Annotated in this window: 15 protein-coding genes; 9 read left to right on the plus strand and 6 right to left on the minus strand. The window is 73.1% G+C overall.

Translation table 11 applies throughout. From position 1 onward, the window contains the following. Positions 1 to 80: 80 nt before the first annotated feature. A complete protein-coding gene (locus ABGB11_RS11610; protein WP_347631726.1) occupies positions 81 to 1,691 on the plus strand; it encodes a PP2C family protein-serine/threonine phosphatase in 1,611 nt (536 codons plus the stop codon). A gap of 25 nt (positions 1,692 to 1,716) precedes the next feature. Here ABGB11_RS11610 and ABGB11_RS11615 read toward each other — a convergent pair whose 3' ends face one another. Then, positions 1,717 to 3,048, minus strand: coding sequence for a DUF2252 domain-containing protein (locus ABGB11_RS11615; RefSeq protein ID WP_347631728.1), 1,332 nt, complete (start codon positions 3,046 to 3,048; stop codon positions 1,717 to 1,719). A gap of 50 nt (positions 3,049 to 3,098) precedes the next feature. Continuing rightward, positions 3,099 to 4,145: an L-erythro-3,5-diaminohexanoate dehydrogenase gene (locus ABGB11_RS11620; RefSeq protein WP_347631730.1), complete on the minus strand. Its 1,047-nt coding sequence runs from the start codon at positions 4,143 to 4,145 to the stop codon at positions 3,099 to 3,101. Between the two features lie 142 nt (positions 4,146 to 4,287). Between ABGB11_RS11620 and ABGB11_RS11625 the strand changes: the two genes are divergently transcribed. The 7 genes from ABGB11_RS11625 (at position 4,288) to ABGB11_RS11655 (ending at position 11,820) form a co-directional block, all read left to right on the plus strand. After that, complete coding sequence (locus tag ABGB11_RS11625; RefSeq protein WP_347631732.1) at positions 4,288 to 5,667, plus strand: lysine 2,3-aminomutase; 1,380 nt, start codon at positions 4,288 to 4,290, stop codon at positions 5,665 to 5,667. 64 nt (positions 5,668 to 5,731) lie between these two features. Then, positions 5,732 to 6,877 (plus strand): cytochrome P450, encoded by a 1,146-nt coding sequence (locus tag ABGB11_RS11630; protein ID WP_347631734.1) that lies wholly within the window; start codon positions 5,732 to 5,734, stop codon positions 6,875 to 6,877. Positions 6,878 to 6,941: 64 nt separating this feature from the next. Continuing rightward, positions 6,942 to 8,033 (plus strand): DUF3616 domain-containing protein, encoded by a 1,092-nt coding sequence (locus ABGB11_RS11635; RefSeq protein ID WP_347631736.1) that lies wholly within the window; start codon positions 6,942 to 6,944, stop codon positions 8,031 to 8,033. A 67-nt stretch (positions 8,034 to 8,100) separates the two neighbouring features. Next, positions 8,101 to 9,306, plus strand: a complete 1,206-nt coding sequence (locus ABGB11_RS11640) for an acyl-CoA dehydrogenase family protein (RefSeq protein WP_347631738.1) — start codon at positions 8,101 to 8,103, stop codon at positions 9,304 to 9,306. Positions 9,307 to 9,451: 145 nt separating this feature from the next. Next, positions 9,452 to 9,991: a DUF1707 and FHA domain-containing protein gene (locus ABGB11_RS11645; protein WP_347631740.1), complete on the plus strand. Its 540-nt coding sequence runs from the start codon at positions 9,452 to 9,454 to the stop codon at positions 9,989 to 9,991. Positions 9,992 to 10,058: 67 nt separating this feature from the next. Then, the gene (locus ABGB11_RS11650) at positions 10,059 to 10,832 is read left to right on the plus strand and encodes a metallophosphoesterase (RefSeq protein WP_347631741.1); all 774 of its coding nucleotides are present in this window, start codon (positions 10,059 to 10,061) and stop codon (positions 10,830 to 10,832) included. Between the two features lie 61 nt (positions 10,833 to 10,893). After that, positions 10,894 to 11,820, plus strand: coding sequence for a TIGR03619 family F420-dependent LLM class oxidoreductase (locus ABGB11_RS11655; RefSeq protein ID WP_347631743.1), 927 nt, complete (start codon positions 10,894 to 10,896; stop codon positions 11,818 to 11,820). Here ABGB11_RS11655 and ABGB11_RS11660 read toward each other — a convergent pair. Both ABGB11_RS11660 and ABGB11_RS11665 read right to left on the minus strand, forming a co-directional pair. Continuing rightward, positions 11,817 to 12,257, minus strand: coding sequence for an Lrp/AsnC family transcriptional regulator (locus ABGB11_RS11660; protein WP_024935923.1), 441 nt, complete (start codon positions 12,255 to 12,257; stop codon positions 11,817 to 11,819). The two genes, ABGB11_RS11655 and ABGB11_RS11660, sit on opposite strands and share 4 nt — an antisense overlap. Before the next feature lie 72 nt (positions 12,258 to 12,329). Then, positions 12,330 to 13,352, minus strand: coding sequence for a LacI family DNA-binding transcriptional regulator (locus tag ABGB11_RS11665; RefSeq protein ID WP_347631744.1), 1,023 nt, complete (start codon positions 13,350 to 13,352; stop codon positions 12,330 to 12,332). 149 nt (positions 13,353 to 13,501) lie between these two features. Here ABGB11_RS11665 and ugpC point away from each other — a divergent pair, with 149 nt between their 5' ends. Next, a complete protein-coding gene (gene ugpC, locus ABGB11_RS11670) occupies positions 13,502 to 14,749 on the plus strand; it encodes a sn-glycerol-3-phosphate ABC transporter ATP-binding protein UgpC (RefSeq protein ID WP_347631745.1) in 1,248 nt (415 codons plus the stop codon). Positions 14,750 to 14,822: 73 nt separating this feature from the next. Here ugpC and ABGB11_RS11675 read toward each other — a convergent pair whose 3' ends face one another. Then, on the minus strand, positions 14,823 to 15,779 hold the full coding sequence (locus ABGB11_RS11675; RefSeq protein WP_347631747.1) for a carbohydrate ABC transporter permease: 957 nt from the start codon (positions 15,777 to 15,779) through the stop codon (positions 14,823 to 14,825). Further along, positions 15,776 to 17,164 carry a sugar ABC transporter permease gene (locus ABGB11_RS11680; RefSeq protein ID WP_347631748.1) on the minus strand — a complete coding sequence of 463 codons (1,389 nt, stop codon included), beginning with the start codon at positions 17,162 to 17,164 and terminating at the stop codon, positions 15,776 to 15,778. Before ABGB11_RS11680 ends, ABGB11_RS11675 begins: the two co-directional genes overlap by 4 nt. Positions 17,165 to 17,184: the final 20 nt, after the last annotated feature.

Here is a 17,184-nt window from a genome sequence, read left to right on the forward strand (position 1 = left end):
CGAGGGGGTGCCGTCCGCGGGGACCTCAGCGTAACGCGAGACGCCCCGGCGGCCCCCCGCTTACGGGACAGTGAGGACCGATGCCCGACAGACCCGGACCGCACGGCACCGCGACCGTCCTGCTCACCCCCGAGGGCACGGTCACCGGGTGGAGCGAGGGGGCCGAGCGCCTGTTCGGCCACGACGCCCGCACCGCGGCCGGGGCGCCGCTACCCGCCCTGCTCGGCCTTCCCGACGCCGCCGAGCCGCTGCTGGTCGCGCTGAAGACGGCCGGATCCGGCCGCCCCTGGTCCGGGACGCTGCCGCTCACCGCCGAGGGCCTGCCGGCCGCGCTGGAGCCGATGACCGGCGGCGACGGCCGCGTCCAGGTGCTGCTGACGGTCGCCCCGCCGTGGACGGGCGGCCTGGACCTGCTCAACGAGGCGGGCCGCCGCATCGGCTCCACCCTCGACCTGCACCTGACCGCGCGCGAGATCGTCGCCGTCACCGTCCCCCGGTTCGCCGACGCCGGCGCCATCTACGTGCTCGAACGGCTCCTCGCCGACGACGACCAGCCCGCCACCGAGGCCGACGGCTCGGCGGTCGTGCGGCGGCTGGCCATCGCGTTCGCCGAGGACGACCCGCGCGGCTGGGCCCGCGAGTTCCCGGTCAACGAGGTCATCGTCTACCCGCCGACCACGCCCTACGCCCGCTGCCTGGCCGCCGGCGCCATGGTCGAGTTCGGCGGGGACGCCGTCCAGGACACCCTCGCCCACCGCACCGGCCGCATCATCGACGGGCTCCTCGACCACGTCTCCCTGCTGGCGGTGCCGCTGCTCGCGCGGGGCCGGTCGCTCGGCTTCGCGGTGTTCAGCCGCAAGCGCGGCCGGCCGCCGTTCTCCGCCGCCGACGCCGCGCTGGCCGCCGAGCTCGCCACCCGCGCCGCGACCTGCGTCGACAACGCCTGCCTGTACCGGCGCGAGCACCGCACCGCGACGGCGCTGAAGGCCGGGCTGCTGCCGTCCGGGGTCACCGCCCCGCCCGGCCTGGAGATCGCGCACCGCTACCTGCCGGCCCGCAGCGGCGTCGGCGGCGACTGGTTCGACGTGGTGCCGCTGACCGGCGACAGGATCGCCGTGGTGATCGGCGACTCGGTCGGGCACGGCGTCACCGCCGCCGCCGCGATGGGGCAGCTGCGGGTCGCGGCGCACACCCTCGCCAGCTGCGAGTTCCCGCCCGGCGAGGTCCTGGAGCGGCTCGACGCCATCGCCCAGGGCCTCGACGCCGCCCAGTTCGCCACCTGCCTGTGCCTGGTGTGCGACCCGGTGACGCTGCGCTGCGAGGTGGCGCGCGCCGGGCACCCGCCGCCGCTGCTGGCCCTGCCGGACGGGTCCGCGCGGCACTTCGCCGTCCCGAACGGGCTGCCGCTCGGGGTGTCGGACCCCGAGCACCCGCCGGCGTACGAGCAGGTCCCCGCGGTGCTCCCGCCGGGCGCCACCCTCGCCCTGTACACCGACGGACTCGTGGAGAGCCGGATGCGCAACGTCGACGAGGGCATCGCCCGCCTCGCGTCCGCACTGGTCGCCTCGCAGAACGGCACCCTGGAGGAGACCGCCGACGGCGTGCTGGCCCTGCTGGCGGACCAGCAGGGCCACGACGACATCGCGCTTCTGCTGATCCGCGCCGCGTCCGACCACGCGGCGGCCCCCTGACCCGGCCGCCCGGCCGGGCCCGCCGCTACAGGCCGGGGATCTCGTGGTTGCGGAAGGCGTCCACGAACAGCGTGTGGTCGTCGCGGACGATCTCGGCGTAGCGGGTGCCGAACTCGACCATCGCCTCGACGAACGCGGACTCGTCCGGGCCGATCGCCTCGTTGATCGCGTCCTCCACCTGGAACCCGACCAGGGTGTGGTCGGAGTCGGTGTCGGACACGCAGTGCACCTTGGCGGTGGCGCGGCCGAGGTCGTCCAGCACCGACAGCATGTCCTCCGGCTCGGTGAGGCCGCCCCAGTCCAGGTCCTCCTCGTAGGGCGACAGCTCCTGCACGACGTACCCGATTCCGTCGATCTGGGTGTGGCCGAGCCACGGGTCGCTGTTGGCCTGCAGCGCGCGCCGGGACACCGCCGTGCGGTGCCCGTGGTGCTGGAAGTAGTCGCGGATGCGGGGGTCGTCGACGACGCGGCTCGGCGCGGCGACGTTGCCCTGCTTCATCGACAGGATGACGTCGTTCTCCAGGGCCTGGGTGCTGCCCTCCACCAGGATGTTGTAGGCCGACAGCCCGGCCGAGCCGATGCCGAACCCGGACGCGCCGACGATGTCCTTGACCTGGTAGGTGAGGCTGCCGAACCGCTTCTCCGACGGGATGGTCGTGAGGTACTCCTGGTAGGCGGTCTCGACCTCGGCGCGCTCGGCTGCGTCCAGGCGCCGCACGCCGGGGCGGTCGCGGAACCGGCGGTCGGGCCCCTCCACGACCGTCATGCCCGACAGCAGCCCGATGCGCGTGCCGCCCATCGCCGCGACCAGCACGTCCCGCACGTAGCCGTCGGTGGTGTCGAGCGTCAGCGCGAACTTCTCGTCGCCCTCGTGCGCGGCGAACCTGCGGACCTGGTCGACGTAGGCGCGCACGTAGGCCTCGATCAGCCGGCGGATGTCGGCGTCGGAGATCGCCTTCTGCCAGGCCAGCAGCGCCAGGCTCGCCACCAGCCGCTTGACGTCCCAGGTGAAGTGGCCGACGTAGGCCTCGTCGTAGTCGTTGACGTCGAAGACGAACACGCCGTCGTCGTTCATGTAGGTGCCGAAGTTCTGCGCGTGCAGGTCGCCCTGGATCCACACGCGGGAGGTGCGCTCGTCGGCCCACGGGTCGTCGTCGTGGACGATGTCGGCGTAGAACAGGCAGGCGCTGCCCCGGTAGAACGCGAACGGATCCGAGGCCATCTTGCGGAAGCGGCGGCGGAACTCGGCGGGACTGCGCTCCATCAGGTCCGAGAACGCGTCGACCAGGACGTCGACGATCTGCGCCCGGCGCTCCTTCGGGTCCCGTCCGCGCAGGTCCTCGGTGATGCTCGCCATGCTCTCTCCCTCGATGATCGGGTGGCCCCGCCGCTGTGGGGCGTTCCCGGTCATTCTGCCGAATCCGCACCCGTCCGGGAGGTGAACAGCGCGCGCACGGCGGGGTCGGACCGCACCAGTTCCAGGGCGGTCCGGGCGTGCCCGGGGACGTAGCCGTTGCCGATGAGCATGGTGACGTCGGCGGCCAGCCCCTCGGCGCCGAGCGCGGCGGCGGGGAACGAGGTCGCCATCGAGAAGAACACGACGGTGCCGCCGGGGGCGGTGGCGAGGATCGCGCCGTGCTCGCAGCCGGGGACGTCCACGCAGACCACGGTGACGTCGACCGGCTCCCCGATGGCCTCGGCGACGGCGACCGGGTCGCGCGCGTCGGCGCGGACGACGGCGTCGGCGAGGCCCGCGGCGGCCAGCCGCTGCTCCTCCCCGGCCGTCGGCACGAGTCCGATCACGCGGGACGCGCCGGCGCGGCGCGCGGCCGCCAGCGACAGGCACCCGCTCTTGCCCGCGGCGCCGAGCACCGCCACCGAGGGCGCGCCCTTCTGGGCGGACACGACGCGGTGGGTGAGGGCGGGCGCGCCGCACACGTCCATGACGGCGAGGGCCAGCGGCACCGGCAGGTCGTCCGGGAGGACCGCGGCGATGGACCGGGCGAACAGGATCGCGTGCCCGCGCGCGGGGACCTGCTCCGACAGCCCGTCCCAGCGGGCCAGGCCGTCGGTGACGGTGAGCGGTGTGAGGGTGAGGGACACCAGCGTGGCGACGCGGTCGCCGGGCCTCAGCCCGAGCGGCGACTGCGGCCCGGCCTCCTCGACCACGCCGACGAGCATGCCGCCCGACCCGGTCACCGGGTTGTGCATCTTGCCGCGCTCCCCGATGATCCGCAGCACCTCGGCCCGGATCGCGTCCGGGTCGCCGGCGTGCGCGGTGTGCAGCTGGCGGTAGGACGCCGCGTCCAGGTTGAGGCGCTCGACGCCGATGCGGACCTCGTCGGGCCGGATCCGCGGGTCGGTGTCCAGCCTCCGCGCGGCCTGCGGCAGGACGCCGGGCGGGTCCAGGACCCGGTGCAGCCCCACCGCCGTGGCCGTCCCGCCGTCGGTCATCGCCGTCCCGCCTCTCCCGTGAAGCGCGCCGAGGTCGCGCAAGATATACAGGGCACCACTGGTTTCATCGAAAGTCTTCCCGTAACGTCGGCAGTACACAAGACTTTTGCGCGATCAATGTGAGGCGAGGAGGCGGTCGACGATGACCACTGCCCTGCACCCGGACGCCGTCCTGTCCGAAGAGACCGCACGCCAGCCGTACGTCTACCGGCGGCGGCCTCTGGAGGAGCCCGACTGGCGGCGCCTGCCCGGGTGGCGGGACGTGACGGAGGCCGAATGGGAGTCGGCGCAGTGGCAGCGCGCCCACTGCGTGAAGAACCTGCGGCAGCTCCGCCAGGTCATGGGCGACCTGCTGGACGAGTCGTTCTACGCCGACCTGGAGCGCGACCAGGCCGAGCGCGCCACGATGTCGATGCTGCTGCCCCCGCAGATGCTCAACACGATGGACTCCTCCTCGACCGAGGCCTTCTACGCCGACCCCGTCCGCCGCTACATGCTCCCCGTCCTCAGCGACCGGCGCACCGACTGGCCGTCCCACCCGCACGCCTCCCGCGACTCGCTGCACGAGGCGGAGATGTGGGCGGTCGAGGGCCTCACCCACCGCTACCCCACCAAGGTGCTGGCCGAGATCCTGCCGACCTGCCCCCAGTACTGCGGGCACTGCACCCGTATGGACCTCGTCGGCAACTCCACGCCGGCCGTCGACAAGCACAAGTTCACGATCAAGCCCCCGGACCGGCTCGGCGCCATGCTCGACTACCTGCGCCGCTCCCCCGGCGTCCGGGACGTGGTCGTCTCCGGCGGCGACGTCGCCAACATGCCGTGGGCGCGGCTGGAGTCGTTCGTCGACGCGCTGCTCGACATCGACAACATCCGCGACATCCGGCTGGCCAGCAAGGCGCTCATGGGCCTGCCCCAGCACTGGCTGCAGGACGACGTCCGCGCCGGGATGGAGCGCCTGGCCGCCAAGGCTCACGGCCGCGGCGTGCATATCGCGATCCACACCCACGTCAACGCCGCCCAGTCGGTGACGCCGCTCGTCGCGAAGGCCGCCCGCGCGATGCTGGACACCGGCATCCGCGACGTCCGCAACCAGGGCGTGCTGCTGCGCGGCGTGAACGACTCCCCCGCCGCGCTGCTCGACCTGTCGTTCGCGCTGCTCGACGAGGCCGGGATCATGCCCTACTACCTCTACATGTGCGACATGATCCCCAACAGCGAGCACTGGCGGCTCGCCGTCTGGGAGGCGCAGGAGCTCCAGCACGCCATCATGGGCTACCTGCCCGGCTTCGCCACCCCGCGGATCGTCTGCGACGTCCCCTACGTCGGCAAGCGGTGGGTTCACCAGCTCGCCGCCTACGACCGCGAGCGCGGCATCTCCTACTGGACGAAGAACTACCGCACCGGCCTGGAGCAGTCCGACCCCGACGCGCTGACCAGGCAGTACGAGTACCACGACCCGATCTACACGCTCCCGACCGAGGGGCGGCGGTGGTGGCGGGAACGTTCCGGCGTCGCCTGAGCGGGCCGGCCGGCCCGGCGCCTTTACATTGTAGATCCGGAATGTGGCGCGTAGGGTCGGACCGGTGAGCTCCCTGACGATCGCCCAGCTGGAGGACGATCCGCACCCCCATCTGGCCCGCCTGCGGGACAAGGAGCCCGTCGCGTTCGTCCCCGCCCTCGGCGGCTGGCTCGTGACGTCCCGCGACCTCGCGCTGGCGGTCATGCGCGACTCGGCCGCGTTCACGGTCGACGACCCGCGCTTCTCCACCGCGCAGGTCGTCGGGCCGAGCATGCTGTCGCTGGACGGCCCCGTCCACGCCCGGCACCGCGACGCGTTCTCCCGCCCGTTCCGCCCCGCGCGGACCCGCGAGCGGTTCACCGCGTTCGTCGAGGCCGAGGTCGGCCGGCTCGTCGGCGGGATCGCGCCGGCGGGCGCGGCGGAGCTGCGCGGCGACCTCGCCGGGCCGCTCGCCGTCAGCGTCGTCACCGAGGCCCTCGGGCTGTACGGGGTGGACGCGGCGACCGTCCGCTCCTGGTACGGCGCCTTCGTCGAGGCCGTGTCCGCCATCACCGCGGGCGGCACCGCCCCCGGCCGCGCCGGCGAGGCGTACGGGCTGCTGCGCGCCGCGGTCGAGGAGGCGATCGCCGCGTCCCGCCCCGGGTCGCTGCTCGCCGAGGCCGCCCGCGGCGACCTCACCACCGCCGAGGTCGTCGCGAACGCGGCGATCCTGATGTTCGGCGGCATCGACACCACCGAGGGGATGATCGCCAACGCCGCCATGCACCTGCTGCAGCACCCCGGCCAGCTGCGGCTCGTCCTGGACGACCGCGACCTGCTCCCCGCCGCGATCGAGGAGTCGCTGCGGCTGGAGCCGTCGGCCTCGGTCGTCGACCGGTACGCCACCCGCGACACCGGCCTCGGTGAGGCCATGATCCGCGCGGGCGACCTCGTCCGCGTGTCGATCGCGGGCGCCAACCGCGACCCCGCCGTGTTCGCCGACCCCGACCGGTTCGACGTGCGGCGGCACAACACCGGCGAGCACCTGGCCTTCGCGCACGGCCCGCACTTCTGCTTCGGCGCCCCGCTGGCCCGGCTGGAGGCACGCACCGCGCTGGCCGCGCTCCTGGACCGGCTTCCCGGGCTGCGGCCCGACCCGTCCCGCCCCGCGCGGCCCCGCGGCCTGGTGTTCCGGAAGCCGCCCCGGCTGGACGTCCTGTGGGACGCCTGACGGGGCCGGTCGAGGACCGTCCCCGGCGTCCCCTCCGGCCGCGCCGTTATGGGACCATCTCCCAATGATCGTGGAACGCCGGGTCGAGCTGCGCTTCGGGGTGGAGAGCCGTGAGGCCGAGACGCACACCAACCTGTCCGCCGTCCGCCAGGACGGACGCTGCCTGTGGGTCGCGGGCGACGAGACCGCGACCATCGAGCGGCTGACGGCCACCGTCGACGGCGGCCGCGTCACCGGGTACGGCGGCCAGACCACGATCGCGCTCGCCGACCTCGTCCCGCTGCCCGCCGGCCCGGACGAGGAGGCCGACATCGAGGGGCTCGCCCGCGCCGACGGCTGGCTGTGGGCGATCGGCTCGCACAGCCTCAAGCGCAAGAAGATCAAGCCGGGGCACAGCGACGCGAAGGCGCGCCGGCGGCTCGCCACCGTCGTCCGCGAGGACAACCGCTTCATCCTCGCCCGGCTCCCGCTGGTCACCGGCGAGGACGGGCTGCCCGGCGTCGTCCGCCGGGACGGGGACCGCACCGCGGCCGTCCTCGGCCTCGACGGCGACTCCCTCACCGACCTGCTCCAGGACGACCCGCACCTCGCTCCGTTCCTGCCCATCCCGAGCAAGGACAACGGCATCGACATCGAGGGCCTCGCCGCGCACGGCGACCGGCTCTACATCGGCCTGCGCGGGCCGGTGCTGCGCGGCTGGGCGGTGCTGGTGGAGATCCGGCCGGGCACCCACCCCGACGACCCGCGGCGGCTGGTGGCGCTGCCCTTCGGGGACGGCGGGGACCGCTACCGGACGCACTTCCTGGACCTCGGCGGCCTCGGCATCCGCGACCTGTGCCCGCACGGCGACGACCTGCTGGTCCTCACCGGCCCGAGCATGGACCTGGACGGCCCGGTGCGGCTCGTGCGGTGGCGGGGCGCGGCCAAGGCCGACGCCGGCGAGATCGTCACCTCCGCCGAACTGGAGGTGCTCGGCGACCTCCCCCACGGCTACGGCGACGACCACGCCGAGGGCATCGCCGTGCTGGACGAGCCGGGCACCCGCATGCTCGTCGTCTACGACAGCCCGTCCCCCGAGCGCCTCACCCCGGACGGCGGCGTGCTCGCGGACGTCGTCTCCCTCGGCCGGCCGTGGCCGGGGACCGAACCCGAATAAGCGCTCGCTTGCATCGTCTGCTTGGATGGGCCCTGCAACCGCAGGAGTTCGGAGGGGCAGGCAGAGCATGATCGAGTGGTCCGAGGAAGACCTGATGATCCGGGACGCGGTGCGCGGCTGGATCGACGCCGAGGTCCGGCCCAACCTGGACGCGCTGGAGTCGGGCGAGCTCCCGCCCTACGACCTGCTCCGCGGCCTCTACAAGACGTTCGGGATGGACGAGATGGCCCGCTCGTCCTTCCGCGCCAGGATCGCCAAGGAGCGCGAAGGCGGCGCCGCCGGCGGCGAGGAGGGCGGGCAGGGCGGCGGCGCGGCGATGACCATGCTGCCGATCATCGAGCTGTGCAAGGTGGCCCCCGGCCTGGTCTCGGCGATGGGCGTCGGCCTCGGCCTCGCCGCCGGGACCATCATGAAGCGGGGCACGCCCGAGCAGAAGGAGCGCTGGGCCCTGCCCCTGCTCACCATGGAGAAGGTCGGCGCCTGGGCGATCACCGAGCCGAACTCCGGGTCGGACGCGTTCGGCGGCATGCAGGCCACCGCCAGGAAGGTCGGCGACGAGTACGTCATCAACGGCGCCAAGACCTTCATCACCAACGGCCCCTACGCCGACACCATCGTCTTCTACTGCAAGCTCGACGACGGGCGGGACCCGCGCGACCGCGAGATCCTCACCTTCGTCCTCGACCGCGGCATGGAGGGCCTTGAGCAGAGCAGGCCGCTGCGCAAGATGGGGCTGCACTCCTCCCCCACCGGCGAGCTGTTCCTGAACGACGTCCGCGCGGGCGCCGACCGGCTCCTCAGCTCCGGCGCGCAGGGCGGTAAGGAGTCCGCCAGGCAGAACTTCGTCACCGAGCGCGCGGGTGTCGCCGCCATGGCGCTCGGCGTCATCGAGGAGTGCCTGCGGCTGTCGGTCGAGTACGCCAAGACGCGCGAGCTGTGGGGGCGGCGCATCGGCGACTTCCAGCTCATCCAGCTGAAGCTGGCCAAGATGGAGGTCGCGCGGCTGAACGTCCAGAACCTGGTGTTCCGGCACATCGAGATGCAGCGCGCGGGCCGCGCCCCGACCCTCGCCGAGGCGTCGGCGATGAAGCTGTACGCCGCGCAGGCCGCCAGCGAGGTCGCGCAGGAGGCCGTGCAGCTGTTCGGCGGCAACGGCTACATGAGCGAGTACCGGGTGGAGCAGCTCGCCCGCGACGCCAAGTCGTTCCAGATCTACGCCGGCACCGACGAGATCCAGGTGACCCACATCGCCCGCGACCTCCTCTCCCGCTGACGCTCCCGCCGCATCGGCCACGGCGCCGAACTTCCGGGCGGTCCCGCGCATCGAACAGGTGGGGGGCGGGTGAGGGCGATCGCCCGTCCCCCAGGGCCTTCGGGCTTTCTGGACAGCCGACGATGGGGACTGGATACTCACGACTATGGACGGACAGCCCTCATTCCCGGTGAGAGCGTCCGACACGGAACGGGACCGGGTGCTGCGCGTGCTCAGCGACCGCGTGGCCGAGGGGCGCATGTCCCACGAGACGTTCGAGCGCCGTGTCGACCAGGTGCTGCAGGCGCGCAGCCAGGCCGAACTGGCCGACATCGTGCACGACCTGCCTCCTCCCGGGCGCGTCGTCAACCGGCTGACCGGCCTGATCTCCCAGGTGTCCCAGGTGACCGCGCGGATCGAGGCCGCGTGGCGCGGGCCGCGGCTGCCGCGGTTCATGCTGCCGCCGCGCGAGCTCGGCCGGATCGTCGTCGGCCGCGCCCCCGGCTGTCAGTTCATCCTCACCGACCTGACCGTCTCGCGCTTCCACGCCGAGATCTACCGGGCCGACGAGGGCTGGATGATCTCCGACCTCGGGTCGATGAACGGCACCCGCGTGAACGGCTGGCGGCTGACCGGCCCGGCCCGCGTCCGGCCCGGCGACGAGGTCGGGTTCGGCAACTCCATCTTCATCGTCACCGCCCCCTGACCGGCGCCGCCCGCTCCCACCGCCGGCGATGCGCTCCGCGGCCGGCCGAACCGCGAAGATGGAGTCCATGCCGCAAGATCCGACGCACGTCCTGCTGGCCGGCGACTGGCACGGCAACGCCGCCTGGGCGCGCGGCGTCATCCGGCGCCTCCCCGAACTGCTCCCGGACGAGTCCCCCCGCATCGTCCTCCACGCGGGCGACTTCGGGATATGGCCCGGACCGCAGGGGTGGGCCTACCTCCGCGGCCTCGACCTCGACCTGGCCCGCGTGGACGGGATGCTGTGGTTCGTCGACGGCAACCACGAGGACCACCCCCGCCTCGCGGAGCTGCCCGATGCGGGCCATGGGCACGGGAGGGCGAGCGACCGCGTCCTCCACCTCCGCCGCGGCCACCGCTGGACCTGGCACGGCCGGACCTGGCTGGCCCTCGGAGGGGCCGTCTCCCTCGACCGCGCCGTCCGCGTGGAAGGCAGGTCGTGGTGGCCCGAGGAGGAGATCACCGCGGAGCAGGCCCGGCGCGCGATCGCCGGCGGGCCCGCCGACGTGATGCTCACCCACGACTGCCCCGCCCGCGTCGTCCACGAGTTCGCGCCTCTGCCGAGCTTCTGGGACGGCGAGGACCGGAAGCGATCCGACGCCCACCGCGAACTCCTGCAGACCGTGGTCGACGCGGTCAAGCCCGGCCACCTGTTCCACGGGCATCTGCACAGGGCCTACACCAGGGACGTCGCGATGCCCCACGGGCGGGTCCGGGTGACCGGGTTCGACTGCGACGGCGTGGACGGCAACTGGGGCGTGCTCGACGTGGCGGCGATGAGGCTGGAGCGGTCGGTCGCGTAGGGTTCGCTGGACCGGCACCCGCCCTTGACGTTGTAAGGTCCGGTCTGGACGAGGAGGCAGTGTGGAGATCGGGTTCGCCGTTCCGGTGTCGGGTGCGTGGTCCACTCCCGCCAACCAGGTGACCGTCGCGCGGCGCGCCGAGGAGCTCGGCTACCGCTCGCTGTGGACGCTGCAGCGCCTCCTCAACCCCGCCGGCTCGGACGACCTCAACTACCGCAACGTCCCCGACCCGCTGATCACGCTCGCCTATCTCGCGGGGCACACCACCCGGGCGCGGCTCGGCGTCGCCATCGTCAACATGCCGTTCTACGCCCCGCCGGTCCTCGCCAAGCTGGCCGCCACCCTCGACCACGTCAGCGGCGGGCGGCTCGACCTCGGCCTCGGCAACGGCTGGATGCCCGAGGAGTTCGCCGCGACCGGCGCACCCATGGAGCGGCGCGGCGCTCGCGCCGAGGAGTTCATCGGCGCGCTGCGCACCTTGTGGAGCGGCGGGCCCGGGGAGCCGGTGCGGTTCCACGGCGAGTTCTACGACATCCCGCCGGTCACGATGGACCCGCGGCCGCTGCAGTCCCCCGGGCCGCCGATCCTGCTGGGCGGCGCGGCCGCGCCGGCGCTGCGCCGCGCCGGGCGGCTGGCGGACGGCTGGGTCAGCTCCAGCCGCACCGACCTCACCGCGATCGGCCGCTCCATCGGCGTCGTCCGGGAGGCCGCCGAACGGGCCGGGCGCGACCCGGGCGCGCTGCGGTTCGTGTGCCGGGGCGCGGTGCGGGTCCGTCCCGCCGGGCAGGCCGGCCGCAAGCCGCTGACCGGCTCCCCCGAGGAGATCCGCGAGGACTTCTCGGCGCTCGCCGAGCAGGGCGTCACCGAGCTGTTCGTCGATCTCAACTTCGACCCGGAGGTGACGGGACCGGAGGCGGGCCCGCGCGCCTCCCTCGGCCGCGCCCTGGAGGCGCTGGACGCGTTCGCGCCCGCCGGGGGCGCCGGCTAGAGGGGCGGGCGGCGCGCCTCCCAGGGGGTGCTGAGGACGACCGTCGTCCGCGTCGCGACGTTCGCGGCGGCGCGGATCTGCTGGAGCAGGTCCTCGAGCTCGTTCGGGGACGCGACCCGCACCTTCAGGATGTAACTCTCCTCGCCGGCCACCGAGTGGCAGGCCTCGATCGCCTGGAGATGCGCCAGCCGCTCTGGGGCGTCGTCCGGGGCGGCCGGGTCGGTCGGCTTGATCGACACGAACGCCGTCAGCGGCAGCCCGATCCGCTGGGTGTCCAGCTGGGCGGCGAACCCCGTGATGATCCCCCGCTTCTGCAGCCGGCGGACGCGCTGGTGCACCGCCGACACCGACAGCCCGGTCTCCTTGGCCAGGTCGGTGAAACTCATCCGCCCGTCGTCGGCCAGCAGCGCGATGATCTGACGATCGATCTCCTCCACGCGGGAAATCTAGCGTGCCGCGGCGGGTGCGTGGGCCCGCTCGGGCCACGGACCGGGGTGATCCGCCGTTTTTCAGCGGCGCCCGGGGCGGAGCGGGCCGCAGCTGCCGCGCACGACGAGCTCGGCCGGCAGCAGGACGGGCCCGCCCCTCCCCCGCCGCGCGGGCTCGCGCAGCAGCAGCTCGCAGGCGCGGTAGCCGATGTCGTGGCCGGGCCGGGCGACGGCGGTGAGCGGTGGATCGCACAGCTCGGCCCAGGCGACGTCGCCGACCATCGCGATCGACACGTCGGCGGGGACCCGCAGGTCCAGCTCGCGGGCGACGAGGACGGCGGCCTCGCCGAGCAGGTGGCCGGCGGCCAGCACGGCGGTGACGTCCGCACGGCGCTGCAGCAGCCCGGCGGCGGCCGCGTAGGCGGCGTCGCGAGCGGGGCGGGCGGCGACGACCAGATCCTCCTCCACCGGGACGCCGAGCTGGGCGAGCGTCTCGCGGAACGCGCGCTCCCGCACCCCGGACGGGCGCCCCGGGGCGCCGCCGAGGAACCCGATGCGGCGGTGGCCGAGGCCGGCCAGGTACTCGGTGAGGGACCGGACGCCGCCCGCGTCGTCGGCGAGGACGGACGGGATGTCCGGCAGCCCCGGCAGCACGCGGTCGGCGAACACGACGCTGGAGCAGACGCGGGCGGCGGCGGCCCAGTCGGCCGCGTCCCCGGCGGGGAGAGCGATGATCCCGTCGACCCGCTGCTCGACGAGCCGCTCGACGATCTCGGCCTCGCGGGCCGGGTCGCCGTGCGCGGCGTCCACGATGACGTGCTCGCCGAGGCTGCGGGCGCAGGTCAGGACGCCCGCGACGAGCTCGGCGCAGAACGGGTCGGTGACGTCGGGGACGACCAGGCCGATGCCGCCGGTGCGGCGCAGCTTCAGCCCCCGGCCGAGGGCGCTCGGGCGGTAGTCCAGCCCGGCGGCGGCGGCCAGCACGCGCTCGCGGGTGGCGGCGCTGACCGAGCCCGTCCCGGAGAACACCCGCGACACCGTGGCGATGCCGACGCCCGCCGCCGCGGCCACGTCCTTGATCGTCGCGGGCCGCCGTGCCGTCATCCCCGGACCGTCCTTCCCTGGCGCGTCCCGATCATCTTCTCACGGCCCCCTCTCCCCTGGAAACGATTCCATGATGTTTACTCCAGCCAATGCAGTAAGAGCCCTGCTCGGCAGAGCGTAAGGGAAACGTTTCCAACAAGGGGTGCCGGATGGCCAAGATCGTGCTCGACCGGGTCGACAAGGTGTACAGCGGCGGCGTGAAGGCCGTGGACGGCCTCGACCTGGAGGTCCGCGACGGCGAGTTCATGGTGCTGGTCGGGCCGTCCGGCTGCGGCAAGTCCACCGCGCTGCGGATGATCGCCGGCCTGGAGGAGATCAGCGGCGGGAAGATCTCCATCGGCGACCAGGTCGTCAACGACCTGGCGCCGAAGGACCGCGACATCGCGATGGTGTTCCAGAACTACGCCCTCTACCCGCACATGACGGTCGAGCAGAACCTGGCGTTCGGCCTCAAGCTGCGCGGCACGCCGAAGTCGGAGATCAAGCGGAAGGTCCACGAGGCCGCCAAGATGCTCGGCCTGGAGCAGTACCTGTCCCGCAAGCCGGCCGCGCTGTCGGGCGGGCAGCGGCAGCGCGTCGCGATGGGCCGCGCGATCGTCCGCCAGCCGCAGGCGTTCCTGATGGACGAGCCGCTGTCGAACCTGGACGCCAAGCTCCGCGTGTCCATGCGCGCCTCGCTCAGCCAGCTGCACGAGCGGCTCGGCGTCACCACCGTCTACGTCACCCACGACCAGATCGAGGCCATGACGCTCGGGTCCCGGGTGTGCGTGCTGCGGGAGGGCAAGCTGCAGCAGGTCGACACGCCGCAGCGGCTCTTCGACAACCCCGTCAACCTGTTCGTGGCCGGGTTCATCGGCTCGCCGGCGATGAACTTCGTCCTGGCCGACCTGACCTCGGGCGACGGCGGCCCGCAGGTGTCGTTCGCCGGGTACGCCCTGCCGGTGCCGGCCGCGGTGCTGGACGGCAGGCCGGGCCTGTCGGACTACCTCGGCCGCCAGGTGATCCTCGGCATCCGCCCGTCGGACTTCGAGGACGCCGCGCACGCCGACTCCGAGTGGGCGCCGATGGCGGTGCGCAGCAGCGTCACCGAGGAGCTCGGCAGCGAGATCAACGTGATCTTCACGATCGACGCGCCGCCGGTGGAGCACAAGGACACCGCCGACCTCGCCGAGGACGCCGCCGAGGGCGAGGGCGAGATGGCGATCCCGCTGATCGACAACAAGGCGCTGTGGACGGCCCGCGTCAACTCCCGCTCGCACGTGCGGCCGGGCCAGGACGTGAACCTCGCCGTCGACACCCGCCGGCTGCACTTCTTCGACCCGTCGAGCGGCCTGGCCATCGGGCACCCCGACACCGCCGGCCGGCAGGGCGCCGCCGGGCTGCGCAAGTCCGGCTGACCCGCTGAAACGGGCGGTGCCCACGGCCTGGAGAAGGCCGTGGGCACCGTTTCGGCGTCCTGGGGGTCCTGGGCTACTTCACCGAGCCGGCGAGGACGCCCTGGACGAAGTAGCGCTGGAAGGCGAAGAACACGGCCAGCGGGACGATCAGCGACAGGAACGCGCCGGGCGCGAGGATGTCGATGTTGCCGGTGAACTGCCGCATCTGCGACTGCAGCCACTTGGTCATCGGCTGCGCCTCGGTGTCGGCGAACACCAGCGCGACCAGCAGGTCGTTCCACACCCACAGGAACTGGAAGATGCCGAGCGAGGCGATCGCCGGCCCGCCCAGCGGGAAGATCACCCTGCGGAAGATCGTCCATTCCGAGCCGCCGTCCATCCGCGCCGCCTCCAGCAGGTCCCGGGGGATCGCCGCGAAGAAGTTGCGGAGCAGGAAGATGGCGAACGGCAGGCCGAACGCGACGTGGAACAGCACCACGCCGGTGACCGACCCGAACATCTGGAACCCGCCGAAATCGATCTTGCCGTACAGCTTGGCGACCGGGATCAGCGCCACCTGGACGGGCACGACCAGCAGCGCGACGACGACCATGAACAGCCAGTCCCGGCCCGGGAACTCCATCCACGCGAACGCGTAGGCGGCCAGCGCGGCGATCGCGACCACCAGCACCGTCGCCGGAACGGTGATCAGCACGGTGTTCCAGAACGAGTCGACGAAGTCGCTCTTGTCCAGCAGCGCGCTGTAGGACTCGGCGGTCAGCTGCGTCGGCTTGGTGAAGACCTGCCACCAGCCGCCCGCGCTGTTGTCCTCGTTGGAGCGCAGCGAGGCGACCAGCAGGCCGAGGGTCGGCACCAGCCAGAACAGCGCGATCAGGACGAGCAGCGACTGGGCGGCGCCGCCGCCGAGCCTGCCGACGATCCGGGCGGCCACGCCGCGCCGGGGCGCGCCCGCCGCGCCGTTGCCGCCCTTGCCCCCGTTCCCGCCGGACGCCGGGGACGGCGCCCCGGCCTCCTTCTCCGCGGTGCTCATGAGCGCTCCTGCCGAAGTCGCCGGATGTTGAACAGCATGGCGGGCAGCACGAGCACGAACAGCAGCACGGCAATGGCGCTGCCGGCGCCCTGGTCGTTGCCGCCGCCGAACGACTCGGTCCACATCTGCAGCGCCAGGACGCTGGCGTCGGGATCGCCGCCGCCGATGATGTAGACGAGGTCGAACACCTTCAGGACGTTGATGACCAGCGTCACCAGCACGACCATCAGGACGGGCGCGAGCAGCGGGATCGTCACCCGCCGGAACACCTGCCACTCGGTGGCGCCGTCGACGCGGGCCGCCTCCAGCGCGTCCCGCGGGATGGCGGCGAGCCCGGCGGCGATCAGCACCATCGCGAACCCGGACCACACCCACAGGTACGACCCGATGATCGCCGGGGTGATGAGCGTGCCGCCGAGCCACTCCGCGCCGCGGTAGGCGGCGGTGAAGTTGTCCTTGGGCAGCCGGATCATGAACGTTCCGTCCGGCACGTCCTTCATCGTGAAGGTGCCGTCGGCGCCCGTGGTGGCCTTGGCGACCACCTTGCCGTTCTGCACGACCTCGACCTTGATCCCGGGCAGGCCGGACTCGCCGGCGTTCGGGACGTTCTGCTGGCCGCCGCCGCCCTTGGTGAAGTCGAACCAGACCGTGCCGGTGAGCTGCCCCGGCTTGGCCGCGGGCGGCTGCGCGGCGGGCTTGGCGTCCTCCGGCAGGTACTCGGGCTTGACCTTCAGCAGCGGGAGGAGCGCGGTCTGGCCCGCCGAGTACGACCGCACCGAGCCGACGGAGCCGTCCTCGTCCTGCCGGACGACGGCGTTGCCGCCGCTGCGCGGTCCCGCGCCGGGGTAGGTCGTGTCCTTGGCGAACGTGTCGTGGATCGCGACCATCGCGGCGTTGGCGATGCCCTTGTCGGGGTCCTGCTGGTACACCAGCCGGAAGATCACGCCGGAGGCGAGGAACGAGATCGCCATCGGCATGAACACCACGAGCTTGAACACCGTGGCCCACCGGATCCGCTCGGTGAGCACGGCGAACAGCAGGCCGATGATGGTCACCACGGTGGGCGCGACCACGACCCAGATCGCGGTGTTGCGCACCGCGACGAGGTTGTCGTGTCCCTTGAAGACCCCGGTGTAGTTGTCGACGCCGACGAAGGTGTCGCCCGAGGCGTCGAACAGGCTGCGGATCACCGAGTACACGATCGGGTAAACCACGAGGAAGCCGAGCAGCACGAGCGCCGGCAGCAGGAACAGCATGGCCAGCCACGACGGCGGGTTCAGCCGCTCGCGGCCGGGGCGGGCCGGGGACGCCGCGGCCGGCGGGCCGGCGGCGGCGGCGCCGCCGGCCGTCGCGGCCGGCGGCACCTCCTCATTCGGAGCCTTCATCCAGGGATTCCCTACTCGTC

The organism is Actinomadura sp. B10D3, assembly GCF_039871695.1.
Classification (GTDB): domain Bacteria; phylum Actinomycetota; class Actinomycetes; order Streptosporangiales; family Streptosporangiaceae; genus Spirillospora; species Spirillospora madurae.